The 26,501-nt window shown below is 59.0% G+C and carries 25 protein-coding genes and 1 tRNA gene; 19 read left to right on the top strand and 7 right to left on the bottom strand.

Annotated features, from left to right (window positions below):
* Positions 1-28: 28 nt before the first annotated feature.
* Positions 29-322 carry a hypothetical protein gene (locus tag AC3WQN_RS15330; RefSeq protein WP_103399596.1) on the bottom strand — a complete coding sequence of 98 codons (294 nt, stop codon included), beginning with the start codon at positions 320-322 and terminating at the stop codon, positions 29-31.
* A gap of 294 nt (positions 323-616) precedes the next feature.
* Positions 617-693 (bottom strand) — tRNA-Arg (locus AC3WQN_RS15325).
* Between the two features lie 348 nt (positions 694-1,041).
* Here AC3WQN_RS15325 and gabD point away from each other — a divergent pair.
* The 3 genes from gabD (at position 1,042) to AC3WQN_RS15310 (ending at position 5,305) form a co-directional block, all read left to right on the top strand.
* Positions 1,042-2,484 (top strand): NADP-dependent succinate-semialdehyde dehydrogenase, encoded by a 1,443-nt coding sequence (gene gabD, locus AC3WQN_RS15320; RefSeq protein ID WP_095144485.1) that lies wholly within the window; start codon positions 1,042-1,044, stop codon positions 2,482-2,484.
* A gap of 184 nt (positions 2,485-2,668) precedes the next feature.
* Complete coding sequence (gene gabT, locus AC3WQN_RS15315; RefSeq protein WP_103399595.1) at positions 2,669-3,946, top strand: 4-aminobutyrate--2-oxoglutarate transaminase; 1,278 nt, start codon at positions 2,669-2,671, stop codon at positions 3,944-3,946.
* A 138-nt stretch (positions 3,947-4,084) separates the two neighbouring features.
* Positions 4,085-5,305, top strand: coding sequence for a response regulator (locus AC3WQN_RS15310; protein ID WP_103399594.1), 1,221 nt, complete (start codon positions 4,085-4,087; stop codon positions 5,303-5,305).
* Between the two features lie 22 nt (positions 5,306-5,327).
* Here AC3WQN_RS15310 and AC3WQN_RS15305 read toward each other — a convergent pair whose 3' ends face one another.
* Positions 5,328-6,317 carry a GGDEF domain-containing protein gene (locus AC3WQN_RS15305; protein ID WP_103399593.1) on the bottom strand — a complete coding sequence of 330 codons (990 nt, stop codon included), beginning with the start codon at positions 6,315-6,317 and terminating at the stop codon, positions 5,328-5,330.
* A 145-nt stretch (positions 6,318-6,462) separates the two neighbouring features.
* Entirely contained in the window at positions 6,463-7,641 is a 1,179-nt protein-coding gene (gene desA / locus AC3WQN_RS15300; RefSeq protein ID WP_095082069.1) for a delta-9 fatty acid desaturase DesA, read from the bottom strand.
* A gap of 147 nt (positions 7,642-7,788) precedes the next feature.
* Here desA and dibA point away from each other — a divergent pair, with 147 nt between their 5' ends.
* The 6 genes from dibA (at position 7,789) to AC3WQN_RS15270 (ending at position 13,905) form a co-directional block, all read left to right on the top strand.
* Positions 7,789-9,714 carry a phosphodiesterase DibA gene (gene dibA, locus AC3WQN_RS15295; RefSeq protein WP_103399592.1) on the top strand — a complete coding sequence of 642 codons (1,926 nt, stop codon included), beginning with the start codon at positions 7,789-7,791 and terminating at the stop codon, positions 9,712-9,714.
* 155 nt (positions 9,715-9,869) lie between these two features.
* A complete protein-coding gene (gene oscA, locus AC3WQN_RS15290; RefSeq protein ID WP_028943833.1) occupies positions 9,870-10,052 on the top strand; it encodes a sulfur starvation response protein OscA in 183 nt (60 codons plus the stop codon).
* Between the two features lie 75 nt (positions 10,053-10,127).
* Positions 10,128-11,141, top strand: a complete 1,014-nt coding sequence (locus tag AC3WQN_RS15285) for a sulfate ABC transporter substrate-binding protein (protein ID WP_103399591.1) — start codon at positions 10,128-10,130, stop codon at positions 11,139-11,141.
* Between the two features lie 66 nt (positions 11,142-11,207).
* A complete protein-coding gene (gene cysT, locus AC3WQN_RS15280) occupies positions 11,208-12,026 on the top strand; it encodes a sulfate ABC transporter permease subunit CysT (protein ID WP_095082075.1) in 819 nt (272 codons plus the stop codon).
* 13 nt (positions 12,027-12,039) lie between these two features.
* A complete protein-coding gene (gene cysW / locus AC3WQN_RS15275) occupies positions 12,040-12,912 on the top strand; it encodes a sulfate ABC transporter permease subunit CysW (protein WP_103399590.1) in 873 nt (290 codons plus the stop codon).
* Positions 12,913-12,915: 3 nt separating this feature from the next.
* The gene (locus AC3WQN_RS15270; RefSeq protein ID WP_095082079.1) at positions 12,916-13,905 is read left to right on the top strand and encodes a sulfate/molybdate ABC transporter ATP-binding protein; all 990 of its coding nucleotides are present in this window, start codon (positions 12,916-12,918) and stop codon (positions 13,903-13,905) included.
* A 47-nt stretch (positions 13,906-13,952) separates the two neighbouring features.
* Here the strand turns inward: AC3WQN_RS15270 and AC3WQN_RS15265 are convergent, their stop codons facing one another.
* Positions 13,953-14,477 carry an Mpo1 family 2-hydroxy fatty acid dioxygenase gene (locus tag AC3WQN_RS15265; protein WP_103399589.1) on the bottom strand — a complete coding sequence of 175 codons (525 nt, stop codon included), beginning with the start codon at positions 14,475-14,477 and terminating at the stop codon, positions 13,953-13,955.
* An 85-nt stretch (positions 14,478-14,562) separates the two neighbouring features.
* Between AC3WQN_RS15265 and AC3WQN_RS15260 the strand changes: the two genes are divergently transcribed.
* The 3 genes from AC3WQN_RS15260 to AC3WQN_RS15250 all read left to right on the top strand — a co-directional run bounded on the left by AC3WQN_RS15260 (position 14,563) and on the right by AC3WQN_RS15250 (position 16,900).
* Complete coding sequence (locus tag AC3WQN_RS15260) at positions 14,563-15,249, top strand: Crp/Fnr family transcriptional regulator (RefSeq protein WP_095082197.1); 687 nt, start codon at positions 14,563-14,565, stop codon at positions 15,247-15,249.
* A 177-nt stretch (positions 15,250-15,426) separates the two neighbouring features.
* Complete coding sequence (locus tag AC3WQN_RS15255; protein ID WP_095082083.1) at positions 15,427-15,675, top strand: helix-turn-helix domain-containing protein; 249 nt, start codon at positions 15,427-15,429, stop codon at positions 15,673-15,675.
* Entirely contained in the window at positions 15,668-16,900 is a 1,233-nt protein-coding gene (locus AC3WQN_RS15250; protein ID WP_103399588.1) for a type II toxin-antitoxin system HipA family toxin, read from the top strand. The genes AC3WQN_RS15255 and AC3WQN_RS15250 overlap by 8 nt, the downstream gene beginning before the upstream one ends.
* On the opposite strand, the gene AC3WQN_RS15245 is transcribed toward AC3WQN_RS15250, so the two are convergent.
* Entirely contained in the window at positions 16,901-17,905 is a 1,005-nt protein-coding gene (locus AC3WQN_RS15245) for an AraC family transcriptional regulator (protein ID WP_103399587.1), read from the bottom strand.
* A 100-nt stretch (positions 17,906-18,005) separates the two neighbouring features.
* Here AC3WQN_RS15245 and AC3WQN_RS15240 point away from each other — a divergent pair, with 100 nt between their 5' ends.
* From AC3WQN_RS15240 to AC3WQN_RS15210, 7 genes are all read left to right on the top strand, one after another.
* The gene (locus AC3WQN_RS15240; protein ID WP_103399586.1) at positions 18,006-19,103 is read left to right on the top strand and encodes a fatty acid desaturase; all 1,098 of its coding nucleotides are present in this window, start codon (positions 18,006-18,008) and stop codon (positions 19,101-19,103) included.
* A 689-nt stretch (positions 19,104-19,792) separates the two neighbouring features.
* Positions 19,793-20,281 (top strand): Hcp family type VI secretion system effector, encoded by a 489-nt coding sequence (locus AC3WQN_RS15235; RefSeq protein WP_103399584.1) that lies wholly within the window; start codon positions 19,793-19,795, stop codon positions 20,279-20,281.
* An 11-nt stretch (positions 20,282-20,292) separates the two neighbouring features.
* The gene (locus tag AC3WQN_RS15230; protein WP_103399583.1) at positions 20,293-21,270 is read left to right on the top strand and encodes a hypothetical protein; all 978 of its coding nucleotides are present in this window, start codon (positions 20,293-20,295) and stop codon (positions 21,268-21,270) included.
* Positions 21,267-21,632 (top strand): hypothetical protein, encoded by a 366-nt coding sequence (locus AC3WQN_RS15225; protein WP_103399582.1) that lies wholly within the window; start codon positions 21,267-21,269, stop codon positions 21,630-21,632. Before AC3WQN_RS15230 ends, AC3WQN_RS15225 begins: the two co-directional genes overlap by 4 nt.
* Positions 21,633-22,254: 622 nt before the next feature.
* Entirely contained in the window at positions 22,255-22,836 is a 582-nt protein-coding gene (locus AC3WQN_RS15220; protein ID WP_103399581.1) for an alpha/beta hydrolase, read from the top strand.
* 55 nt (positions 22,837-22,891) lie between these two features.
* Complete coding sequence (locus AC3WQN_RS15215) at positions 22,892-23,827, top strand: sigma 54-interacting transcriptional regulator (protein ID WP_103399580.1); 936 nt, start codon at positions 22,892-22,894, stop codon at positions 23,825-23,827.
* Positions 23,828-24,004: 177 nt separating this feature from the next.
* Positions 24,005-24,787, top strand: coding sequence for a MetQ/NlpA family ABC transporter substrate-binding protein (locus AC3WQN_RS15210; RefSeq protein ID WP_095144500.1), 783 nt, complete (start codon positions 24,005-24,007; stop codon positions 24,785-24,787).
* A 415-nt stretch (positions 24,788-25,202) separates the two neighbouring features.
* Here the strand turns inward: AC3WQN_RS15210 and AC3WQN_RS15205 are convergent, their stop codons facing one another.
* Positions 25,203-26,372 carry an AAA family ATPase gene (locus tag AC3WQN_RS15205; RefSeq protein ID WP_103399579.1) on the bottom strand — a complete coding sequence of 390 codons (1,170 nt, stop codon included), beginning with the start codon at positions 26,370-26,372 and terminating at the stop codon, positions 25,203-25,205.
* Positions 26,373-26,501: the final 129 nt, after the last annotated feature.

Here is a 26,501-nt window from a genome sequence, read left to right as displayed (position 1 = left end):
AGCAGGCGGGGGCCGCTGGCTGTCAGGATCAACCCGGTGTGCCCCAGATCATGGACGGTGCCCAGCGCATAGAGCACCTGAAGATCTCTTCGTGACCATTGGCGGCAAGTTTCAGGCGCCGCTTTTGACACTGTACTTCGGCCGGATATACCGCGTGGCTGAGTGGGTGGGTAATCGGCGACATCAGCATTGGCATTAGCTGCTTGCAGTGATGCGCGGGCAGGTAGTGCTGCAATATCTGTACGGCTCGGCCGCGATTGATCGCAATGGCCTCGGTGTCGGGGCAGGAAAAATAGGCGAAGCTACGTGCTATTCCTTCCATGTCTGGCCAATATCCAGGGATTTGAAAGGCCCTGATTATTGGTTAAACGGAAGAAAACTCAATGTACAGACTTTGGCTAAAAAGCATCACAGAGCCATTGTCATGTTGTTCAGTCCGTTCATGACGTAGAGCATTGCGAGCTGTCGAAATGAAGATGGCGTCATGCTGTTTGACGGCACCCATTGCGTCCTCCTGAAAATAGCTCAGAAGGTATAAGCGTTGTTCCGGACGGGGCAGACACCAGAAACAAAAAAGCCCCAGGTCATGAGACCTGAGGCTTTTTCGTTTTGCGTATGGTGCACCAGGCGGGATTCGAACCCACGACCCCTGCCTTCGGAGGGCAGTACTCTATCCAGCTGAGCTACTGGTGCAGCGGGCGCCATGATACTCATATGCGCTGCGGGCGTCCATGCTGCTGAATCGCTTGATGTTTTGCACCCGCCCGGCGGGTGTTCGCTACGTTGATCAGAAAAATGGGGCAAATGCGGCGTTTTCGTTCTTTTTTTCGAACAGCCTATTGTCCTTTACCCCCTTTGATCCTAGGATTCGTTTGAGATTTCAAACGCTCTTGTCTGGGTGCTGAACCGCACGAGTTTCATTCAGTGCGCTATTTATGTGCTTCAGCCCGGTGAATGATTTCCCTGACGGCAGCCTAAAAGGCGCCTTTCTACAATCATAATTCGCTCCGCGTCATCGCGGTGCTGTTAAGGAAAGCCGACATGCAGCTTAAAGACACCCTGTTGTTCCGCCAGCAAGCCTTCATCGATGGCGCCTGGGTTGATGCCGACAATGGTCAGACGATCAATGTCACCAACCCGGCAACGGGCGAAATTCTGGGCACCGTGCCGAAAATGGGCGCCGTTGAAACCCGCCGTGCCATTGAAGCCGCCGACAAGGCGCTGCCGGCCTGGCGTGCACTGACCGCCAAAGAGCGTGCGACCAAGTTGCGTCGCTGGTTTGAACTGATGATCGAGAACCAGGACGACCTGGCTCGCCTGATGACCCTCGAGCAAGGCAAGCCATTGGCCGAAGCCAAGGGCGAAATCGTTTACGCCGCTTCCTTCATCGAGTGGTTCGCCGAAGAAGCCAAGCGCATCTACGGTGACGTGATCCCGGGCCACCAGCCAGACAAGCGCCTGATCGTGATCAAGCAGCCCATCGGCGTGACCGCGGCAATCACCCCGTGGAACTTCCCGGCCGCCATGATCACCCGTAAAGCCGGCCCGGCCTTGGCCGCCGGTTGCACCATGGTGCTCAAGCCTGCTTCGCAAACCCCGTTCTCCGCGTTCGCCCTGGCTGAACTGGCCCAGCGTGCCGGCATTCCGGCCGGTGTGTTCAGCGTGGTTTCCGGCAGTGCCGGTGACATCGGCAGCGAGCTGACCAGCAACCCGATCGTGCGCAAACTGTCCTTCACCGGCTCGACCGAGATTGGTCGTCAGCTGATGGCCGAGTGCGCCAAGGACATCAAGAAAGTGTCCCTGGAACTGGGCGGCAACGCGCCGTTCATCGTGTTCGACGACGCGGACCTGGATAAGGCCGTCGAAGGCGCGATCATTTCCAAGTACCGCAACAACGGCCAGACCTGCGTCTGCGCCAACCGCCTGTACATCCAGGACTCGGTCTACGACGCGTTCGCCGAGAAACTCAAGGCGGCCGTGGCCAAGCTCAAGATCGGCAACGGTCTGGAAGCCGGCACCACCACCGGTCCCCTGATCGACGGCAAGGCCGTGGCCAAGGTCCAGGAGCACATCGCTGACGCCCTGAGCAAAGGCGCGACCCTGCTGGCCGGTGGCAAGGTGATGGAAGGCAACTTCTTCGAACCGACCATCCTGACCAACGTGCCGAAAAGCGCGGCGGTGGCCAAGGAAGAAACCTTCGGGCCATTGGCTCCACTGTTCCGCTTCAAAGACGAAGCCGAAGTGATCGCGATGTCCAACGACACCGAGTTCGGCCTGGCCTCGTACTTCTATGCCCGTGACCTGGGCCGTGTGTTCCGCGTGGCTGAAGCCCTGGAATACGGTATGGTCGGCGTCAACACCGGGTTGATCTCCAACGAAGTCGCGCCGTTCGGCGGCATCAAGGCCTCGGGCCTGGGCCGTGAAGGCTCCAAGTACGGCATCGAGGATTACCTGGAAATCAAATACCTCTGCCTGGGCATCTAAGCCCGGCAAGGCATTGCTTCAAGCGCAAAGGGCACGAGAGCGCTGTCCCTTTGCGCGCTTCACACGGAATTTTCTCTGTGGCCGGGAACGCTGTGGCAGTCGATCATCGCATGCTGCCACCGTTGACTCCCCGCCGCGTAATCCTTGAGCCACGCCGACCGATGAGCGGCGAATGAGGACTGTAATGAGCAAGACTAACGCTGATTTGATGAAACGCCGCGAAGCCGCTGTACCACGCGGTGTTGGCCAGATTCACCCGATCTTCGCCGAGTCCGCGAAGAACGCCACCGTGACCGACGTTGAGGGTCGCGAGTTCATCGACTTCGCCGGCGGTATCGCCGTGTTGAACACCGGTCACCTGCACCCGAAAATCATCGCCGCCGTGACCGAGCAGTTGAACAAGCTGACTCACACCTGCTTCCAGGTTCTGGCTTACGAGCCGTACGTGGAACTGTGCGAGAAAGTGAACGCCAAGGTGCCAGGCGATTTCGCCAAGAAAACCCTGCTGGTGACCACCGGTTCCGAAGCCGTGGAAAACTCCATCAAGATCGCCCGCGCCGCCACTGGCCGTGCCGGCGTGATTGCCTTCACCGGCGCCTATCACGGTCGCACCATGATGACCCTGGGCCTGACCGGTAAAGTCGTGCCGTACTCGGCCGGCATGGGTCTGATGCCAGGCGGCATTTTCCGCGCGCTGTACCCGAACGAACTGCATGGCGTGAGCATCGACGATTCGATCGCCAGCATCGAGCGCATCTTCAAGAACGACGCCGAGCCGCGTGACATCGCCGCCATCATCATCGAGCCGGTTCAGGGCGAAGGTGGTTTCTACGTCGCTCCTCAAGCGTTCATGAAGCGCCTGCGCGCCTTGTGCGACCAGCACGGCATCCTGTTGATCGCAGACGAAGTGCAAACCGGCGCTGGCCGTACCGGCACTTTCTTCGCCATGGAACAGATGGGCGTTGCCGCCGACCTGACCACCTTCGCCAAATCCATCGCTGGCGGCTTCCCGCTGGCTGGTGTGTGCGGCAAGGCCGAATACATGGACGCCATCGCCCCTGGTGGCCTGGGCGGTACCTATGCCGGTAGCCCGATTGCCTGCGCCGCGGCCCTGGCCGTGATGGAAGTGTTCGAAGAAGAGCACCTGCTGGATCGTTGCAAGGCTGTTGGCGAGCGATTGGTGACGGGCCTCAAGGCTATCCAGGCCAAGTACCCGGTGATCGGTGACGTGCGTGCCCTGGGCGCGATGATCGCGGTCGAGCTGTTCGAAAACGGCGACAGCCACAAGCCTAACGCTGCTGCTGTGGCTAAGGTTGTGGCCAAGGCGCGTGACAAGGGCCTGATCCTGCTGTCGTGCGGTACTTACGGCAACGTGTTGCGCGTACTGGTGCCACTGACTTCTCCAGACGAGCAACTGGACAAAGGTCTGGCGATCATCGAAGAGTGCTTCTCGGAACTCTGATCACCCAGTGTGACCTGATCGACAAAAAACCCGCTTCGGCGGGTTTTTTTTGGTCTCCTGAAACACATCGGCCGGTTTGGCCCTGTATCGAAGGGCCAGCATTGTCTAAGGTGCGAGGCATTGCCTCGGAGTGTATTGATGATTGCTGTTGATTTACCGGCCGTACCGCGCGTGCTGATCGCCGAGGCCGATCCCTGGTCTCGGGATCTGCTCAAGCAGGTGTTGCTGAACGTGCGCTGCGATGCACGCCTGGATGTGTGCGCCGATGGCCGGCAGGCGCTGGAGTGGCTGGAACAGCACCCCTACGACCTGGTGATCGCCGATTGGGAGCTTCCCGGCGTCGATGGTCTGGGTTTGCTGCGCAGTGTGCGTCTACGCCGACGCAACCCGGTGTTGCCGTTCATTCTGATGAGTCACCGCAACGACAGCGCCAGTGTGCGCGAGGCGCTGCCGCTGGCCCCCACGGCCTACTTGACCAAGCCTCTGAACATGCAGGGTCTGACGCAGCGTTTGCAGGACTTGCTGTTGAACGCCGGGGAGACGGTTTCCTGTGACATCCCGGCATTGGCGCCGGGCATGACCCTGTCGGTCTTCCTCGAGCGTCGGCGGGAGCTGGCGGACGGCGCGCCGCTGCTGACCGACGTGCAACGGGCGGTCAAGCGCAGCCTGAACCCTACTGGCCTCGATCTGAAGGTGCTGGAAGAGGAAGTACGGACCGACCCGCAGATCACCGCCGTCCTGATCGCCGCCGCCAATAGCGCCTCACAGCACCTGGGTGATGCTGTGCAGACCTTGTCCCAGGCCCTGCATCGTCTGGGTACCGGGCAAAGCATGAACCTGATTCTGGGCCTGGCCCTCAAGCGCAGCGCAAAGTTGAGCGACCCGTGCCTGGCCGATTACGCCGAACGCTACTGGGAGTTGTCACTGCATACGGCTGAATATGGCCGCACCCTGGCGCGTTTGCTCGACCTTGACCAGGAGCGCTGCTACTGCGCCGGCATGCTTCATTGCCTAGGCGATCTGGCGCTGTTGCGCTGCTTGCAGGAGTGGAAGCTGGCCGGCGGCGAGCTGGACGACCTGGAGGAAGTTGGCGACGCGCTGGCAACGTTCGGCGCCGCTTACGGTTCGGCGCTGCGCACGCGCTGGCGGCTACCGCTGGAGCTGCGCGAGCTGATTGCAGCGGTCTATCAGCTCGGTGGCGGGGTTTACTCCCGGGAAGCACTGGTGATGAACATGGCGGCACAACTGGCGCGCCTGACTGAGCATGAGGGCGTCGAGGCGCTGGCCAACAGTCGAACGGCACGCCTGCTCAAGATCGGCTTGCCGGAATTGCTGCGCTTGCGCAAAAAACAAGCCTGACACCCAACCCTGAGCGAGCCTGTCAGCCACAGATAATCCGGTTCTTGCCCTGGCGCTTGGCTTCGTACATCGCGGCGTCAGCGCGGCTGTAGAGGGCGTCGAGGCATTCGTCGTCGGCGCTCAGGAGCGTCAGGCCCTGGCTGACGGTGATGCCGAAGGTCTGCCCTTGATGGTTGAACCTCAAGTGCTGGATTTCCCGCTGCAAACGCTCGGCGACGTGCCTGGCCATCTGGGGCGTGCAGCCGGGGAACACCGCGGCAAACTCTTCACCACCAATGCGCCCGAACAGGTCCGCGCGGCGCAAGGCGGCGCGTCCGCATTCGGCGAGTTGCTGCAGGACGAGATCGCCCAGTTGATGGCCGTAGCTGTCGTTGATGCGCTTGAAGTTATCAATATCCAGCAACAGGAACGCCAGGGATGAACCCTGCTGGCGTGCCTGCTGGAACTCGCGGCTGGCGCATTCGAAGAAGTGCCGGCGATTGCTGCTTCGGGTCAGCGCATCGGTGGTGGCAAGGTGCTGTAGCTCGGTTTCAAGCCGTTTCCTGTCAGTGATGTCCTCGGCGATGCCCACCACCATCACCGGCTGCCCAGGCTCGGCCAGGCGGTTGAGGAAGCATTTGTCGCGAAGCCAGCGTACCTGGCCGTCGGCGGTGACAATCCGGTACTCGCGGTCTTCCACGGCACCTTTTTCCAGCACTTGGGCCAGGCTGCGCTCGGCATGCTCCAGATCGTCCGGGTAAACGCTGTCGCGCCATTGCTGTACGTCCGCCAGCAGCAAGCCGGCAGAGCGACCGAAGAGTCGTTCATAGGCCGGGCTGACATACAGCACCCGACGCGTCTCCCAGTCAAAGGCCCACAGCACGGCGTTGACGCTGACCAGCAGCGCGTTGAACAACTGCTCACGCGCACTCAGGCGCGCCACTTCACGTTGAGCGTCGATCAGGGCCGTCAGGCTCTGCCCGGTCTCGGGCCACGGTGGGTGGGGGAGGTCTTGTGGGTTTTCGTTGACCATCGACACAATTCTCAAAGGGCGTGCCCGCCGTTCGACAGCGGCCGCAGCCAAGCCCGCCTGAATGACGAAGTGATCTTTGAGAGAGGGGATTTGGCGCTTAGTTCCAGTGGGTGCGCCCGCGAACGGGGCGCACCGATCAATGGTGTCAGGCAGGGCGCAGCGAGTAGGTCTTCAGTTGGTGAGCGAAGTCGCGCAGCGATTGAATACCACTGGCTTCGGCTTCGTGGACCCAGTCCTTGATCGCCGCCAGCATGTCGTGGCCATTGGAACTGGTCTTGACCCAGATCTGCTGCAGCGCCAGGCGTTTTTCGTAAATGACCTTCAGTGCCTGGCTGTGCTCGAGCATGGTCTGGATGCGCAGGTGGTGCTTGTCATCCAGCAGGCTGGTTTCCCGCGAGAGCAGGCGCTTGGCGCGATGGAATTGGTGGCGTACCGAATGGTCGACCTTTTCCAGCTCTTGTTTGACCAGCGGGCCGATCACCAGCTTGCGGTACTGGGCCATGATCTGGAAACGGTTGTTGAGGATGGCCATGGCGGTGTCCATGTCCAGATTGCCTTTGCCCTCGACACGGTGGGCGATGGGCGCAACCCGCTGAACCTTGGCCAGGCGCAGGAAACTGAAGACCTGGATCCAGGCCCAGCCGAGGTCGAACTCCCACTTCTTCACCGACAGTTTTGCCGAGTTAGGGTAGGTGTGGTGGTTGTTGTGCAGCTCTTCACCGCCGATCAGGATGCCCCAGGGCACCAGGTTGGTCGCAGCGTCACGGCATTCGAAGTTGCGATAGCCCACGGCATGGCCCAGGCCATTGATGACGCCAGCGGCCCAGACCGGGATCCACATCATCTGGATCGCCCAGATGGTAATGCCGATGGTGCCGAACAGCAGCAGGTCGATGACACCCATGATCGCCACGCCCAATAGTGGGAAACGGCTGTAGAGGTTGCGCTCGATCCAGTCTTCAGGGCAGTTCTTGCCATAGATACGTAGCGTCTCGGGGTTTTCCGCTTCGGCGCGATACAGCTCCGCACCTTTGCGCAGGACGGTGGACAGCCCTTTGATCACGGGACTGTGCGGGTCATCGACGGTTTCGCATTTGGCGTGGTGCTTGCGGTGGATAGCGGTCCACTCGCGGGTGTTCTGCGCCGTGGTCAGCCACAGCCAGAAGCGGAAGAAGTGTTTCAGGCCGGCATTGAGCTCAAGGGAGCGATGGGCTGAGTAACGATGCAGATAGACGGTGACACCCACGATGGTGATGTGGGTCATTAACAGGGTGACCGCCACCAGTTGCCAGGCTGACAAGCCGAGTAAACCTTCGTACCACATAGGCTATAGGGCCCTCGATAAAGAAAAAACAGCAGGCGCATTATCACTCAGGACACAGATAAAACCAGTCGCCCTTTCAGATAAGAGTGGCTGGATGTTTCTTTAATCTATAATCCCCGCTTTTTTTGTAGGGACATGGACGACTGAATGTCTGCTTCTCATCGCGATGCCTTGCGTGTAGCGCTGCTCTATCTGGTGCTTTCCGTCGTCTGGCTGGAAGTTACTGGTTATTTATTGAGCAAAATATTCGATGGATCCGCTGATCTCCCGCGCTGGCAACTGATCAACGGTTACCTGTGGGTGGTGCTCAGTGCCGGGTTGATCTTCGTGGCACGGGCGCGGTTGTTGGGATGCCTGGGGATCGGCGCAACCTTGCGCCAGCACATTGAAAATCGCGCTCGATTGCGCCAGGCCCAGGCGGTATTCGACTGCACTCACGAAGGCGTGCTGGTGACCAATCACCAGGGCGTGATTGTCCACGTCAATCGAGCCTTCATGGAAATCACCGGATACCGGGCCGAAGAAGTGCTGGGCCACACACCTAACCTGTTCAAGTCCGGTCATCACCCTCCTGATTTTTACCAGAGCATGTTTCAGACCTTGAGGCACGACCGCGAGTGGAGCGGTGAAATCTGGAACCGGCGCAAAAGCGGCGAGATCTATCCGCAATGGCAGACCATCCGGGTGATTCATGATGATCGCGGCCGTCTCAGTCACTACGTGGCGGTGTTTTCCGACATCAGCTCGATCAAGGACTCCGAGCATGAACTGATCCATCTGGCCCATCACGACCCGCTGACCGACTTGCCCAATCGTCTGTTGTTCAGCGATCGCGTCGAGCAGGCGCTGGCGAGCGCGCAGACACATAAACGCGGGTGCGCCTTGCTGATGATCGACCTGGATTACTTCAAGCTGATCAACGACTGCCTCGGGCACAACGTTGGCGATCAGTTGCTCAAGGCCGTGGCGGCTCGTCTGCGTGACCTGTTCGGCCCGGGCATCACCTTGGCGCGTTTCGGTGGTGACGAGTTTGCGGTGTTGGCCGAGAGCTGCCCACAGCTGGTTCAGGCGGCCGCATTGGCGCAGCGGATCATTGATAGCCTGAAAGAGCCGTTTCAGATCGACGCCAACCAATTGTTCATCAATGCCAGTGTCGGCATCAGCCTGTTCCCCAGCGATGCGCTGAGCGCCGAGCAATTGCTGCGCAACGCCGATTCGGCGCTGTTCAAGGCCAAGGGGGCCGGGCGCGATGGTTATGCGTTGTACACCGAAGAGTTGACGGCCCACGCCCAGCACCGGGTCGAGATTGCCTTCGAACTGCGCCGTGCGCTGGAGCAGCAAGAGTTGCGGGTCCATTACCAGCCGGTGCATGACCTCAAGACCAGCCGTCTGGTTGGTGTTGAAGCCCTGGTTCGCTGGCAGCACCCGCAACGCGGGCTGGTGTCGCCGGCGGAGTTCATTCCGATTGCCGAGCGCACCGGGTTGATTGCCGAGATCGACGCCTGGGTGATGCAGCAGGCGTGCCGGCAAATGTGTGACTGGCAGAAGGCCGGGGCGCGGTTGTCGTTTATCGCGGTGAACGTTTCCACACGGCTGTTTGCCCGGCGCGAACTGTATGAGCGGGTTGCCCAGGTACTGCATGACACGGGACTGGACCCGGCCTGCCTGGAGCTGGAGGTGACGGAAAGCGCGGTGATGGATGACCCTGAAGTGGCGCTGGAGCAAATGCACCGCTTGCGCGAACTGGGGGTGCGCCTGGCCATTGATGACTTTGGTACGGGTTATTCGTCGCTGCTGCGCCTCAAGCGCCTGCCGGTGCAGAAACTCAAGATTGATCAGGGATTTGTCGCCGGCTTGCCCTGGGATGACGATGACGTGGCGATCGTGCGGGTGATCATCGCCCTTGCGCAAAGCATGGGTATGCAAGTGCATGCCGAAGGCATCGAGCAAGTCGAGCAGGCGGCGTTTCTGCTTGAGCACGAGTGTGACCTGGGCCAGGGCTACTGGTTTGGCCGCCCGATGCCGGCGCACGAGCTGGATTGGGCACGAACGCCGGTGATTCCCCTGCACTGAACGCTCTGGCGGGCCTGTGCGGGGAGGGTTGCTCTTTCAGTTATATAAACATTCTTAAATAGTATTTTTAAGTATATCTGCGCCTCTCTAATATTGCTCCCACGCCACAAGCAGTGCCGCCACTGCCGGGCACATCTCATTTCAGGAGCAGCACCATGAGCGCATCTCTACGTAGCGTTGACGGCCAGGACGAAGCAACCATCTTGCGCGAGATCCAGAGCGCATTGCGCGATCTGCGCTTTGGTGCGGTAGAGATCACTGTGCACAACGCCCAGGTGGTTCAGATCGAACGCAAAGAGAAATTCCGCTTGCAGAACCCCGGCAACAAGCCGGGTTGATGCCCGCCCCGACAGGCAACCCGATTCCAGAAATACATAAGAACAGCCAGCACTAAAAATTTCAGGAGCTTCACTATGTCGTCGATTCGCCGTTTCGCGTTGGCCGCTTTGGCCAGCGCCCTGTTTGCCGGTTCCGCGGTTGCCAAGGATTACGAATTGCTCAATGTGTCGTACGACCCGACGCGGGAGCTGTACCAGGAGTACAACGCCGAATTCATCGACTTCTGGAAAAAGGAGCACGCTGGCGACAACGTGAAGATCCAGCAGTCCCACGGCGGCTCGGGCAAGCAGGGCCGTGCGGTGATCGATGGTCTGCGGGCCGACGTGGTGACGCTGGCGCTGGCCGGTGACATCGACGAAATCGCCAAACTGGGCAAGACCCTGCCGGCCGATTGGCAGAAGCGACTGCCTGAGGCGAGCACGCCCTACACCTCGACCATCGTGTTCCTGGTGCGCAAGGGCAACCCAAAGGGCATCAAGGATTGGGGTGACCTGACCAAGAACGGCGTCGAAGTGATCACCCCGAATCCGAAAACCTCCGGTGGCGCGCGCTGGAACTTCCTCGCCGCCTGGGCCTACGGCCTGAAAGCCAACGGCGGCGATGAAGCCAAGGCCAAGGACTATGTGCAGACCCTGTTCAAGCACGTCCCGGTGCTGGACACCGGTGCTCGCGGTTCGACCATCACCTTCGTCAACAACGGGCAGGGCGATGTGTTGCTGGCCTGGGAAAACGAAGCGTTCCTGGCGCTGAAGGAAGACGGTGGCGCCGACAAGTTCGAGATCGTCGTGCCTTCGCTGTCGATTCTCGCTGAGCCACCCGTGGCCGTGGTTGACAAGAATGCCGAGAAAAAAGGCAACGAGCAGGTCGCCGAAGCCTACCTCAAGCACCTGTACAGCCCGGCCGGCCAGGAAATCGCCGCCAGGAATTTCTACCGTCCGCGTGACAAGACCGTGGCCGCCAAGTACGCCCAACAGTTCCCGACCCTGGAGCTGGTGACTATCGACAAGGACTTCGGCGGCTGGAAAACTGCCCAACCGAAGTTTTTCAATGACGGTGGCGTGTTCGACCAGATCTACCAGGCGCAGTAACCTGAATCCAGCCAGCATCAAGCCCGGAGTCGCCTTCGGGTTTTGTGCGTTCAACCAAGGACTTTTATGTCGCGTCGTATTTCCCCCGTCATACCCGGCTTCGGGCTGACGCTGGGTTACACCTTGGTGTACCTCAGTCTGATTGTGCTCATTCCGCTGGCGGCGATGTTCGTGCATGCCGCTCAACTCACCTGGGATCAGTTCTGGGCAATCATCACCGCACCACGGGTGCTGGCGGCGTTGCAGCTCAGCTTCGGCACCGCGCTGTGCGCGGCGATCATCAACGGCCTCATCGGCACGTTGCTGGCCTGGGTCCTGGTGCGCTACACGTTCCCGGGGCGCAAGGTCATCGATGCGATGATCGACCTGCCGTTCGCGCTGCCAACGGCGGTGGCCGGTATTGCGCTGACCGCGCTGTACGCGCCGAACGGGCTGGTGGGGCAGTTCGCCGCCGACCTGGGCTTCAAGATCGCCTACACCCCGCTGGGCATCACCCTGGCGCTGACGTTCGTGACGTTGCCGTTCGTGGTGCGCACGGTGCAGCCGGTGTTGGCCGATATTCCACGAGAGATCGAAGAGGCCGCCGCCTGCCTGGGTGCCAAGCCGTTGCAGGTGTTCCGCTACATCCTGCTGCCGGCCCTGTTGCCCGCCTGGCTGACCGGTTTCGCCCTGGCCTTTGCCCGGGGTGTCGGCGAGTACGGCTCGGTGATTTTCATCGCCGGCAACATGCCGATGAAAACCGAGATCCTGCCGTTGCTGATCATGGTCAAGCTCGACCAGTACGACTACACCGGCGCCACCTCCATCGGCGTGCTGATGCTGGTGGTTTCCTTCGTCCTGTTGCTGCTGATCAACTTGTTGCAGCGGCGTATCGAAACCCCATAAGGAGGCGCGAACAATGTCCCAATCATCTATTGCCGCAGCCTCTTCGGCCAACGCCGCCCGCCGTGGCAGTGCCACATCACGGCGGATCCTGATCGTCCTCGGCTGGCTGATCTTTGCCCTGTTTCTGTTGTTGCCGCTGTTCATCGTGGTGTCCCAGGGCCTGAAGCTGGGCCTGGGGGCGTTCTTCACCGCGATCTTCGAGCCCGATGCCCTGTCGGCCTTGAAGCTGACGGTCATTGCCGTACTGATTTCGGTACCGCTGAACCTGGTGTTCGGTGTCAGCGCGGCCTGGTGCGTGAGCAAGTACTCGTTCCGTGGCAAGAGCATGCTGGTGACCCTGATCGACTTGCCGTTCTCGGTGTCGCCAGTGATCGCGGGCCTGGTCTATGTGCTGATGTTCGGTGCGCAGGGGCTGTTCGGTCCATGGCTGCAGGACCACGACATCCAGATCGTGTTTGCCTTGCCGGGCATCGTGCTGGCGACGATTTTCGTCACCGTGCCGTTCGTGGCCCGTGAGCTGATCCCGCTGATGCAGGAACAAGGCACCCAGGAAGAAGAGGCCGCGCGCTTGCTCGGGGCCAATGGCTGGCAGATGTTCTGGCATGTCACCGTGCCCAACATCAAATGGGGCCTGATCTACGGCGTAGTGCTGTGTACGGCCCGGGCCATGGGTGAGTTCGGTGCGGTGTCGGTGGTTTCCGGGCATATTCGCGGGGTGACCAACACCTTGCCGTTGCACGTCGAGATCCTCTACAACGAATACAACCATGTGGCCGCGTTTGCCGTGGCGAGTCTGTTGCTGATCCTGGCGCTCTTGATCCTGCTGCTCAAGCAGTGGAGCGAATCCCGTATTAACCGCCTGCGCACCAGCGCCGCGGAGGAATAATTCATGTCGATCGAAGTGCGTAACGTCAGCAAGAATTTCAATGCGTTCAAGGCGCTGGACAACATCAGCCTGGACATCCAGAGCGGTGAACTGGTGGCGCTGCTGGGTCCGTCTGGCTGCGGCAAGACGACGCTGCTGCGGATCATCGCCGGCCTGGAGACCCCGGACCAGGGCAACATCGTGTTCCACGGTGAAGACGTCTCCGGCCACGATGTGCGTGATCGCAACGTCGGTTTCGTGTTCCAGCACTACGCCCTGTTCCGCCATATGACGGTGTTCGACAACGTGGCGTTCGGCCTGCGCATGAAACCGAAAAACCAGCGCCCGAGCGAAAGCCAGATTGCCGCCAAGGTCCACGAACTGCTGAACATGGTGCAGCTCGACTGGTTGTCGGATCGCTACCCGGAACAGCTCTCCGGCGGCCAGCGTCAGCGCATTGCGTTGGCCCGTGCCCTCGCGGTGGAGCCGAAGGTGTTGCTGCTCGACGAGCCGTTCGGCGCCCTCGATGCCAAGGTCCGTAAAGAGCTGCGCCGCTGGTTGGCGCGTCTGCACGAAGACATCAACCTGACCTCGGTGTTCGTGACCCACGACCAGGAAGAAGCGATGGAAGTGGCCGACCGCATCGTGGTGATGAACAAGGGAGTGATCGAGCAGATCGGCTCACCCGGTGATGTCTACGAAAACCCGGCCAGCGATTTTGTGTACCACTTCCTCGGTGACTCCAACCGCTTGCATTTGGGCGAAGACAATCACGTGCTGTTCCGGCCACACGAAGTGTCGCTGTCGCGCCATGAGCTTGCCGATCACCACGCCGCCGAAGTCCGCGACATCCGCCCTCTGGGAGCGACGACGCGGGTGACCTTGAAAGTGGAAGGGCAGAGTGAATTGATCGAGGCCGAAGTGGTGAAGGACCACGACAGCCTGACGGGCCTGGCCAAGGGCGAAACGCTGTTCTTCAAGCCCAAGGTCTGGCAGAAGATCGCCAATATCTGAAAGCGTTGCACGCAAGCGGGGCGGCCCCGCTTGCTCGCGACGGTGTCCTACACCGCAGCGCGTTTTGGATTGATCCGCACCACACCCGCCCGCGCCTCGATCTGCTCCTTGAGGTCATGGCGCATGCCGAGCATGAACGCCAGTTCCGCAACCACGAACAGCGGTCCGACAATCAACCCGGTCACATCGTCGACAAACGCCGGTTTGCGCCCTTCGTAATAGTGGCCGACAAACTGGATCGCCCAGCCGAGGACAAACATCGCAATACCACTGCCCAGCCAGAGCAGCGTACTGTGTGCCGCGAGGATCTGGCCGAGCCAGACGGACAGGCCCAGCAGCACCGTCATCACCACGCCCAGGCGCACCTCCAGGCGCAAGTAGAACCACGCCGAGGCCAATGCCAGCAGCACCGCCGGTGACAGCCAGAGCCCGGCCACAGGCCATCCCGGGCGTGACAGCAACACGGCGACGGCAACCACGATCAGCGGGATACCGATAAAGTGGCTGGCGATGTTGCGCGGGTCACGGTGGTACGCGGCGTATTGACTGAGGTGGTCAACGAGGCTTTTCATTGTTATTCCTCCTGTAGGGATGCTGATCATGCCCTGCGATCCGTCGTGGCACTGTCGGCCACGCGACAATCATTTTGGAGTCTTCATGCCAATACAGGCCTGGCGGTCATGCCTGATGCAGGGGCAGTGGTTCAGTCATTTGTCGTCCTCTCTACAGGATAGCCTGCTGTCCCTGGCCCGCCCGCGGCGGTTGGCGTCGGGCCAGCGGCTGTTCGGGCGCGGCGATGCACCGTGTGGCCTGTACGCGGTGCTGGAAGGTGCGGTGCGCGTCGGTGCGGTCAGTGAACAGGGCAAGGAGGCGTTGTTGAGCCTGATCGAAGCGCCGCACTGGTTTGGCGAGATCTGCCTGTTCGATGGCCAGCCACGCACCCATGATGCCTACGCCGTCGGCGAGTGCACCTTGCTGCAGATTCCGCAGGCCAGCCTGCTGGCGTTTCTCGACCAGCAACCGCAGCACTGGCGGCAACTGGCGTTGTTGATGAGCCATAAACTGCGGTTGACGTTCATCAACCTCGAGCAGTTGACCCTGCTGCCGGCACCGGCGCGGGTGGCGCACCGCTTGCTGATGATCGCCGACGGTTACGGCGAGTTCGAGCACGCCCGTCGCGTCCTGCAGTTACCTCAGGAGCAGTTGGCGCTGTTGCTGTCCCTGTCCCGCCAGACCACCAACCAGATCCTCAAGGACCTGGAAAACCAGGGCATCCTCAGCCTCGGTTATGGTGAGATCGAGATTCTCGATGCCCAGCGCTTGCGGGCATTGGCGGGCCTCTGAGTTCCTCACCTTATTTCGGTCGTCGTGTAGGAGCTGGAGCATCAAGTGGCTTGTCGCGTAGCTGCGAAGCGCCGTCTGGTCAGGGAATGAGCTAAGCTATGGTCTAATAGTGCATTAAATATGATGCATATTATGTAAATTGTTAGAAAAGCACTGTATATGATGCAGGTATGACGGATGGAAAACCTTGGAAAGCTGATCAGGTCGCTCCGTAAAGAACGCAAGCTGACACAACAAGAACTGGCAAAGCAGTATGGGATGAGCCGCGCCACTATCTCCGGTATCGAGAATAACTCGTTGTCCGAAATCGGTATCCGCAAGGTTGAAGCCATTCTCAATGGCTTTGGATACGAACTCACGGCCGCACCTCGACAATCGAAGCGTCCGACTCTGGACAGCCTGAAAAAGGTCGACTTCCATGGTTGAGCCGCACGATACGCACAGGTTGCACATCAGTGTATCCGGCACTTCGGTGGGGACCTTGGGCCGCAGTCTGTCGCGCGTTGACTCAGTGTTTACCTACGGCGAGGACGCGCAGGAAGAAAACGCCGTCTCGCTGACCATGCCGGTGCGCCTTGAGAGCTACACGTGGGAGCGAGGAGTGCCGCCGGTGTTTGAAATGAATCTGCCGGAAGGGGCGCTGCGTGAAGAGCTGGTCCGTCGCTTCAGTAAGGCGGTTCGAGGGTTTGACGACTTCGCGATGTTGGCGATCACGGGGCCCTATCAGTTGGGTCGACTGGGGATTACGGAGGGTCAGGGCGCGAGTGACCGGCCACCTGAAACCAGCCTTGCAGACCTTCTGGTGCATGACGGCGCTCAGGGGTTGTTTGATGACCTGTTGCACACCTATGGCCAATATTCGGGCGTTTCCGGTGTGCAGCCCAAAGTGCTGGTTCGTGACAGCGCGACCACCATCGATCGGCTGACCCATCGTGGGGCAACCCATCTGGTCAAAACCTTTCGCCCGCAGGAATACCCTGAGCTGGCCGCTAATGAGTACTTCTGCATGCGGGCGGCCCTGCATTCCGGGCTTGAAGTACCAGGGTTCGAACTCAGTGAGCGCGGCAAATTTCTGGTCGTCGAACGTTTTGATCTGAATGGCCAGGGCTATCTGGGCTTTGAAGATTTCTGCGTGCTCAATGCCTGGCCTTCCAGGGCTAAATACGATGGCTCATACGAAGGGGTCGCCAAACAGATCAAGGCGTTCGTCTCCCCAGCATTGCTGAATCAGGCCCTTGAGTCGTTCTTCAAGACGGTTGCATTGTCATCGGGTCTGAAAAATGGTGACGCCCACCTCAAGAACTTTGGTGTGCTTTACCCGCACTGCGGTGCTGATGCGCCCATCCGCTTCGCTCCGGCCTATGACATCGTCACCACCTCGGTCTATATCAAGACCGACAGCATGGCGTTGTTACTGGGTGGGTCAAAGGCATGGCCTAAATACAAAATGCTGATGCGTTTTGGCCGGTCGGCCTGCAACCTGACGGAGGGCCGCTGCAATGAACTACTGCAGCAAGTCGTCCATGGGATGGACGTAGCGATGGTCGAGATGCTGGATCATTGCAGGACAAACCGTGCGTTTGCCGAAATGGGTGCTGCGATGATCGAGCAGTGGCGATCAGGTGTCATGCGCAGTCTGGTGAAAGGCTGATCAGCGCAACCCGTCGCGAAACTGTCCCGGTGTCATGCCGGTCCAGCGCTTGAAGGCGCGGCTGAAGCTGCTGGTGTCGGCAAACCCCAGCAGGTAGCTGATTTCGCTCAGTGAACATTGCGGATCGCGCAGGTGCAGCAGGGCCAGGTTCTCGCGGCTTTCGTTGAGCAGGGTGTCGAAGCGACAGCCCTCATCCGCCAAGTGCCGTTGCAGGCTGCGCAAGCTCAGGTGCAGCGCCTGGGCGATGCGTTCGGCGCTGGGTTCGCCCTCGGGCAATTGCTCTTCAATGGCATCGCGAACCTTGCGTTCCCAGGTCAGGGGCTTGAGTTGCGCCAGGGTACGCTTGAGCACGGTTTCATTGTGCTCGGCCAGTTCCGGGTTGGCGTCGTCCAGGTGGCTGTCGAAGTCTTCGAGGGCAAACTCCAGTCGATCTTCGTCGGCGGCGAAATACACCGGTGAGCGGAACACCTTGTGCCATGGGTGAGGATCCATCGGCTCCGGGCGGCGCAGGTACACCGCCAGCGGCGCGTACTCGCGACCCAGGCGGTTGCGGCAGGTGCGCACGTAGATCGCGGCAAAGGCGTCGATGGCCTCCGGGGCGGGGGCAGGGCTGCCTTCGGGCACCTGTAGGGTGAAGCAGTACCGGTCCTCGGCGCGACTCAGGTGCAGGTCCAGGGCGTCGCTGACCACCTGGTGATAGCGCACGATGCGCTCGAATACTTCCCGCAGGCTGCCACTGGCGACCAGCGCATAACCCAATGCGTGGAAGGTCGTGGGGCTGACAAATCGCGACACCCGCAGACCGATGGCCGGGTCGCCACTGGCATGCACCGCCACCTCCCACAAGCGAGTGGTTGCCGACAGTGGATAGCGGGCATTGGGGTCGTCCATCAGTTGCGGATCGAGCCCGGCCTGCTGGCACAGTGCCGCGCTGTCGAGTCCCAGGGCGTCGAGTTGCTTGCGCAGGGCGCGGGTCCAGCTGGCGAGGGAGGTGGGTTCAATCATGATGATTGGCGCTTCCAGTCAACAGGTTGGCGTTCACAGCTAACGCCCGGCGCAAGTGCACAGGGCAGGATGCGAGCATCAATGACTAGAGGATGGAAGCATGCACGGTACTTCTGCAAGTCCCCAGGGCCAGAATGCACAGCAACGATCAGCGCACATTCGCCAAGTGGTGCTCGCCAGAGGCGTCGAACTGCGCCAGCGCTACCCGCTGCTCAATCATCAGGACGCCCTTGGCGCGGGCATTCTGGCCTTCGCCCTGGCCGGGATGATCGGTTCGGCGACGTTGTACATGACGGGCCACATGGCCTGGTGGGCATGCCTGCTGCTGAATGCTTTTTTTGCGTCGCTGACCCATGAGCTGGAGCACGACCTGATCCACAGCATGTACTTTCGCAAACAGCGCGTACCGCACAACCTGATGATGGGCCTGGTGTGGCTGGCACGGCCGAGCACCATCAATCCGTGGATCCGCCGCCACCTGCATCTCAACCACCACAAGCTGTCCGGCACTGAAGCCGATATGGAAGAGCGTGCCATCACCAATGGCGAGCCCTGGGGTGTCGCGCGCTTGCTGATGGTCGGTGACAACGTGATGTCAGCGTTTATCCGTGCGCTGCGGGCCAGGACCTGGGCCCACAAGTTGAGCATCCTGCAGCGCAGCCTGAAGGTCTATGCGCCGCTGGCACTGATGCATTGGGGCGCGTGGTATGTGTTCCTCGGTTTTCACGGGATCAACGGCGTCGCCTGGCTGATGGGCACCTCGGTGGAGTGGTCGGCGGCGACCTTGTCAGTGATGCAGGTGATCGATATCGCCGCCGTGGTGATCATCGGCCCGAACGTATTGCGCACCTTTTGCCTGCACTTTGTCAGCTCGAACATGCACTACTACGGCGACCTGGAGGCGGGCAACGTGATCCAGCAGACCCAGGTGCTCAACCCCTGGTGGATGTGGCCGTTACAGGCGTTCTGCTTCAACTTCGGCAGCAGCCACGGTATCCACCATTTTGTGGTGAAGGAGCCGTTCTACATTCGCCAACTGACCGTGCCGGTGGCGCACAAGGTGATGCGTGAGATGGGCGTGCGGTTTAACGACTTCGGCACGTTTGGCCGGGCGAACCGGTTCGTGCGCAAGGAACGACAGGCAGCTGATACCGCGGTAGCGGCTCAAACCCAGGTTGTATGCGGGAACAAGCTTTAACGGTCGCCCTGACGTTTAGCCGGTGCTGTTCACCGGAAAAAGCCAGCTCGGTTACCGGTGATCGGCAGGCAGGTTTGTGCTTTGCAGTCCTTGGCATTGCTCAGTGCCACGGCTTCTTCACGCAGAGTCGGGAGCAACGTGGCTTTCGACGAACGTTCGAATTGTATATTTTTTTTTGATCTATATTTAGCCTTAAATATTTTTTATGAATAAGTATTTGAGGTGATGATTCATCCGACAATGCAGTGGTGCCACACGTTGAAGGGTGATGCGATGGGCTGCCTTCGAAGACGATTTAATGACCAAGTACCAAGTACGACTCGTCCTGAAGCTCCCCGCCGATCAATCAGAAACAACCTTCATCCCCAAACACCCCACACAGTAGGACTCTTCTGAAGTTTAGAGATGCCCTCTGCGCCTTCTTGCGCCTCCCGCAAACCACTGCGTAATCTCCATGAATCGCAGTACCCACCGACAGACGCAGCCAAGCGGCAGAGGGTTTTTCCTCGATCCGCAGCAGACTGATGGCCGAGGCGGTGGTGGTGATTTCGAATTTTTTCACCCCGTGACTTGCCGGCGGACGTATGCGTTGCGGGTAGAAGAATCGAGCGGCCCCGTTCAGACACTTGATAGCGGCACATCATGAAAATGATTTACACCAAGGAACAACCAAGCAAGGAAGAACGAACATGGCATTTGACGCTTACCTCAAAATCGAAGGTATCCCTGGCGAAGCCCTTGATGAGCAACACAAGGATTGGATAGAAATCACAGGGTATCGTTTCGGCACTCACCAAAGTACATCGGCTACAGCCAGCTCATCAGGCGGCGCCTCATCGGGGCGAACAACCGTCAGCGACTTCACGTTCACCAAAACCCTGGACAAATCCAGCTGCAAGCTCATAGAGGCCAGCTGTGCAGGCGAGCACCTGAAAGAAGTTGTCTTGACGCTGCATCGTGCCGGGGGTGAAAAGCTCAAGTACTTTGAGATCACGCTGGAAGAAGTCATTATTTCCGACTACTCACATAGCGCGAATGATGGCGTCCCTACGGAGACCATCAGCCTAAACTACGGACGTATAAAAACGACCTACACTCAACAAAAACGGGGGGATGGCAGCGGCGGAGGTAACGTAGCGGGTGGCTGGGATCGAATCAACAATAAAAAGTACTCCTGAGGCCATCACCTATGCCAGAAATCTATAGCTTCGTAAACTCACAGGTGCAAAGTTACTCATACTTAAAATCAAATTTACAACTGGGGAAAAATTCCAGCGCAAAATTCGATATGTTGAATGTACATATTATCAACACGGTAGTTTTGCCAGGCGAGATAGTAATTATAGGAGATAATTCAACCCCATCCTGTACAGCCGAAGAAGCCTTTTATATGAAAATGGCCTCTGATACCCATTCAGCATTAATGGCGAATGGAGCACAACATGATGGATTCCTGGTTGAAAACCACGAACTTCTAATAAAAATGCTGGGATACTCCTCGCTTGGCATTGGCAGCGTGGGCGATGCTTGGAGTAAGCACCTCGAAGGTATCAAGAGAACCCTCGAAGAAATTGATGTAGTCCATAACGATCACCTCAGAAGCGGAACAAGTCAGAGTAGAGATGCTTTTTACTCAAAGCGAAAACTGCTATTTGGAAAGCTTGATGATCAACTGAAAAGCTTTGCGAGCTATGGCTCGGGCTTGCGTAATCAAGGATCAATCAAGAGTATGCTTGGCATTTCAACGAAGAGCTATTTACATACTGGAGTGATTGCAGGGTACGCCGAAACCATTAGCGGTGTGGCAAAAGCTTCAAACCTTATAAAAAAAGGTACGTATATAGGCATGGGTCTAGATGTGGCTGCAACAGCTTCATCTATCTATACTGCATGTTCAAATGGGCGTGAAGCGGACTGTAGGAAATCTAAATATGTTGAAGGTGGTAAGTTGTCAGGGAGCCTGTTGGGTGGAGTCTTCGGAGGCCCCGTAGGAGCAGGTGTGGCTACGTTTGGTTGTGCTGTGGCATTTGGAATTGTTACCGGCGGCGCTGGCGCCTTGGCTTGCGCCGTAATTGGGGGTGGGCTAGGCGGATGGGCTGGTGGCGAAATTGGTGGAAGTACTGGAGAATGGGCTGGTGAAGTAATTTATGAGCATACAGCGCGATGAGTGATATTGAGTTGGCGATCATCGCGGTTTTTATACTGGTATTCTTGTTTCTCTCGCTATTCTGGATACTGGTTTCCTCTTGCAAATTTACCGAGCTAATAGAAAATCATCTAAGTAAAAGCAAGTTCGTAGCAAACAACCGAGAGGCTTTCTCTAGTGCCGGCCTACTCGGGAAAACCATCAGAAACGGCTCAATGACATTGCTGTTCCTGACCCCTAGGCTCTGCGAGAGGCGAGGGCTTATAGAAAAAAATGAATTGTTAAATTTGCCAACAGATCTTAAACGAAAGCTTTTAGCACCTTGGATCACTGGTGCAATTTGGTTTTCTGCACTGACATTTTTTTGGTTTTTTTTTGTTTAACTTGTTCTTCAAAACACATCCATGCACCAACGGTAATGTCGGCATAATCCGTCATGGAGAACACAGATATCCTCTTGCTCGCCCGCCAAAACTCCAGGTACGCCACTACCTGTATCGACTCAAACGCTGGGGCGTTGTAAATGGCGCCGAAAAAAGCCACACAAAAGTTAATTAACTATCGTCCGAAATATTTATGAGGCATTCGAAGTAATGACGCAACCCATACTAATCTGCGTTTGCGTTGTCGCCTTAGGGAAGGTCTGAAGTACCTTAGCCACCGTTAACGTCATCCCAATGACGGCAGCGACAAAGGGGATCTTATTTTTTAGCTAAGATGCGTACCAAGTGAGCTCATTCATTAGATCGAAATCTTGATGCGGTAATTCTTTACACAAGAGAGCATCGCGTGACGTTACGGTTAGCTGCGCTTCAATCCATCGATTTCCGGGGCCGTCTCCTTGGCAGGGAGCGGTCCCTTTTTTATTTGGGGGAAAAAATCACAGGCTGTGGGCATGCACTTTATATTCGATTAAGGTCTTAATAAATGCATTTTTATTCCTTAAGTAATATCTCTCTCGTCCCTATACTCGCTCAGGAATAGACACGCACAGGAGAGCCCCCCATGCGCAACGAACCCATTCGCTACCTGATTGTGCCGGGCTGGCAGGGATCGGCGGACGATCATTGGCAAACCCACTGGCAGAACAGCCTGCCGAATAGCGCACGGGTCGAGCAGGCCGACTGGCTGACGCCGCGCCGTGAAGACTGGGTGGCTGCGTTGGCCGAGGCGATTGCTGCCGACAGCACGCCGGTGATCGTGATCGCCCATAGCCTGGGTTGCATCACCGTCGCGCATTGGGCAGCCACCGCGCCGTCGCAGGCGTTGCGTCAAGTTCGCGGGGCCCTGCTGGTGGCGCCTGCCGACGTCGAACGCCCGGCTTGCGTGCCGGCGTTGCGTAACTTTGCACCGATTCCGATGCACGTGCTGCCGTTCCCGAGCCAGGTCGTCAGCTCTGATAACGACGCAGCGGTCAGCGCGCCGCGCGCCCTTGAGCTGGCACGCCATTGGGGCGCCGAGGCCGGCATCCTGGCCGGTGCCGGGCACATCAATGTGAAGTCCGGTCACCATCGCTGGGAGCAGGGTTTTGCCTACCTGTATCGCCTGCAAACCCGCATGGAACATCGCGCCCTGCGTCGCGCCTGAACATCCTTTTCATTGCAACGCCCCCGTCCGCCGACGGTTTGGGCGGGAGTCCGTCATGAGTGTGCATGAGTCTTTCGGTCAGTCCTTGCTGACCTTTCCCGATGCCGAAAAAAGCCCGCTGAGCATCCGCGCCAAGGCGCTGGTGTTCGTCGATCCACGCTCGCGCCAGCTACGCCAGGACCTTGAGGAACTGGCGCCGCGCTCGATTTGCGTATTGATTCGCGGTGAGACCGGTACCGGCAAAGAGTTGCTGGCGCGACACATTCACCGCGCCAGTGACCGTGGCGGTTTGTTTGTATCGGTCAACTGCGGCGCCATAAGCCCGACCTACGCCGATGCCGAGTTGTTCGGTTATGCCGGTGGCGGTTTCAGCGGCTCGGCCAGCAGTCGCGCCGGCTGGTTTGGCTCGGCCAATGGCGGGACCCTGTACTTGGACGAGATTGGCGATTTGCCGTTGCCGATTCAGACCAAATTACTGGCGGCTCTGGAGAACCACGAAGTCACCCGGGTCGGTGCGCAGCAGCCCAGCCCAGTGGATGTACGTCTGGTGGCGGCCACCAGCATTGACTTGGCACAGGCGGTGGCCGCCGGCAAGTTCCACGAGCGACTGTTCCATTACCTCAGCGAAGGCCAGCTTGAACTGCCGGCGCTGCGTGAGCGGGTCGGCGACATTCAATCGTTGGCCGAGTACTTCCTGGGTATCTACAGCCAGCGCCTTGACCTGCCAGTACCGTTCATCAGCGAGGCAGCGCAACGGCTGCTGGAGCAACACAGTTGGCCGGGCAACACCCGTGAGCTGGAAAATGTCATTCACTTTGCGTTGCTGGTGAGTAGTGGCGAGGAGATACAACCTGCGCATTTGAACTTGCCACAGGTGGTGTCGCCCTTGTCGTTGATCGAGCAGCAGGCCACACAGCTCATCACCACCGGCTCGGCCGCTGAACGCGCAGCGCTCGGGCGCCTGCTCGCAAGCCTGGCGCAGTCCCTGTAGGCATTACCGGGTGACAAAGAGGGCAGCTGCAAAAAGAACAAAATGGAATATGAAAGTGAATAAAAGATATTATTCAGGAATAAAAAACCTCGGTATTGTCCGCTCCACGCCACTGATAGCCCTTCACTGGCACCTCACTTTTTAGCCGTTGTCGACAACGACAAATAAGGACACTGCATGAAAAAGGTTCTGTTGTTCACCGCATTGGCGGCTGCCCTGACCGCAGGTATCGCCCAGGCAGGCGAGAAGCTGGTGGTTGCCGCAACGCCGGTGCCGCACGCCGAGATTCTTGAACTGATAAAGCCGACCCTCGCCAAACAAGGCGTGGATCTGGAGATCAAAATCTTCACCGATTACGTTCAACCGAACGTGCAGGTCGATCAGAAGCGTCTGGACGCCAACTACTTCCAGACCCTGCCGTACCTCAAGAGCTTCAACGAAGGCAAAGGCACTCACCTGGAGACGGTGATCGGTGTGCACGTCGAACCGTTCGGCGGCTACTCGAAAAAGGTCAAGTCCCTGGCTGAGCTCAAAGACGGCGCCACCATCGCCATCCCGAATGAAGGCAGCAACAGCGGCCGTGCGCTGATCCTGTTGCAGAAAGCCGGCCTGATCGAGTTGAAAGACCCGAAAAACGCCCTGGCCACGCCGAAGGACATTGCCAAGAACCCGCACAACTTCAAGTTCAAGGAACTGGAATCGGCCATGCTGCCGCGTGTGCTGGATCAGGTCGACCTGGACATGATCAACACCAACTACGCGCTGGAAGCCGGCCTGAATCCGGCCAAGGATGCGCTGGTGATTGAAGGTGCCGATTCGCCGTACGTGAACTTCCTGGTCGCGCGTCCAGACAACAAGGACAGTGTTGCGATCCAGAAACTGGCCAAGGCCCTGACCAGTCCTGAAGTCAAAGCATTCATCGCCCAGAAGTACAGTGGTGCGGTACTGCCAGCGTTCTGATAATGCCGCAGCCCCGTTCAAGGTTTCAACGCCGACGGCTTTCACCCGCGTCGGCGTTTTTTATGATCATCAGATCGGTGGCAGGCCCACTCGCTTCAAGATCAAGCCCGGAATCTCGCTCAGGCCGCCGGGGGCTTCAATGCCTGGCGCAACGCCACCAACCACTTCACGACATCCTGCGGGTCCAGTCGCGGAGGGGTGTTCAGGTCTGCCATGTTGATCGTCCTTGTTGGATGTCGGGTCGGGGAGTCTGACCGAGCGCTGTTCGTCCTTGGAGGGATGAGGTGAAAGAAAGAACCCTCCTACAGCGCAAAGGAAAATAGCTGTCATCTGCGGACTTCGCCAATCCGAGGGACAACTTTTCAAGTGACTCAAGCGGCCGCCTGACCGCGCGGCCAGGCATCAGCCCGCTGTTTCAGTCCGGCCAGTTCCACGCCGGTTCATCCAGCATCCCCTGCCCAACGATTTGCGTCTGGCCAAACTGTTTCTCCAGCACGATGCAATTGCACTCGGGGTCTTGCTGCAGCGCGGCGATCAGGCGGCTGGCGTGGGACACCACCCACACCTGGCAGTCTTGCGAGGCGCGGATGATCAGGCGGGCCAGGGCCGGCAGCAGGTCCGGGTGCAGGCTGGTTTCCGGTTCGTTGAGGACCATCAGTGTCGGAGGTCGTGGCGTCAGCAGCGCGGCGATCAGCAGCAGGTAACGCAAGGTGCCGTCCGACAGCTCGGCGGCGGACAGCGGGCGTAGTAATCCGTCCTGATAAAACTCAATGGCAAAGCGGCCGCCTTGCACGGGCTCGATGTGTAGCCGGGCACCGGGGAAGGCATCGCTGACCGCGCTTTGCAGCGCCTCGGGATCACCGATTTCCCGGATGGTCTGCAACGCCGCCGCCAGATCACGACCATCGTGATGCAATACTGGCGTGCGTGTACCCAGTTGTACCTGGCGCGCCGGGGCGTCGGCGTCGCTGCGAAAGTGATCGTAGAAGCGCCAGCCCCGGATGTGCTCGCGTAGCAGCAAGACTTCCGGCGATGAGCGCAGGTTGCCGACCTGATCGAACAGGCTGTCGAAGGTTGGCGTGTGCTGGGCCAGGACGTCCCAGTCGCGCCCCTCGCGGGCCCGAATCATGGGGCCGGCACGGTTCACCAGCAGGCTCGCCGGACGATACACGGCGCCTGCCCAGATGCATTCGCGTTTGATTTCCGGGTCCAGCGAGAAGTACGACACACGTTCTGGCAACGGCATGGGCAGGCCCAGTGCGATGGCGTAGCTGAAGTCTTCGCCGGCGAAGCCCAGGCGCAAGCGCTTGGGCCCCTGGCGCACCGAGGCCTCAATCGGCACATCATGGTTGCGCATGCGTCGGCTGATATTTTCCGGGCCGGCCCAGAAGGTCGAATCCAACCCGCCTTCGCGAGCGAGTGCGTTGACCACACCGCCCTGAGCAGTCTCGGCCAATAGACGTAGCGCGCGGTAGAGATTGGATTTGCCGCTGCCATTGGGCCCGGTAATCAGATTCAGCCGGCCCAGTGGGATTACCAGTTTATTGATCGAGCGGTAATTGGCCACCGCCAGGGTGTTGAGCATTGGGGAATTCCTGCTGCGTTGGAGGTCAGTTTGCCTTATTGTCGGCAGCTCTGTGAGCGCACGGTGCTTGAGTCGCTGGGTACGCATCAAGCAAACCCTGATCTGCGCTCACTGTCTGATCGTTACCCG

This window comes from Pseudomonas sp. FW300-N1A1 (genome assembly GCF_058789115.1).
Note: the sequence above shows the minus strand (reverse complement) of the source record. Positions and strands in the feature narration are given on the sequence as shown.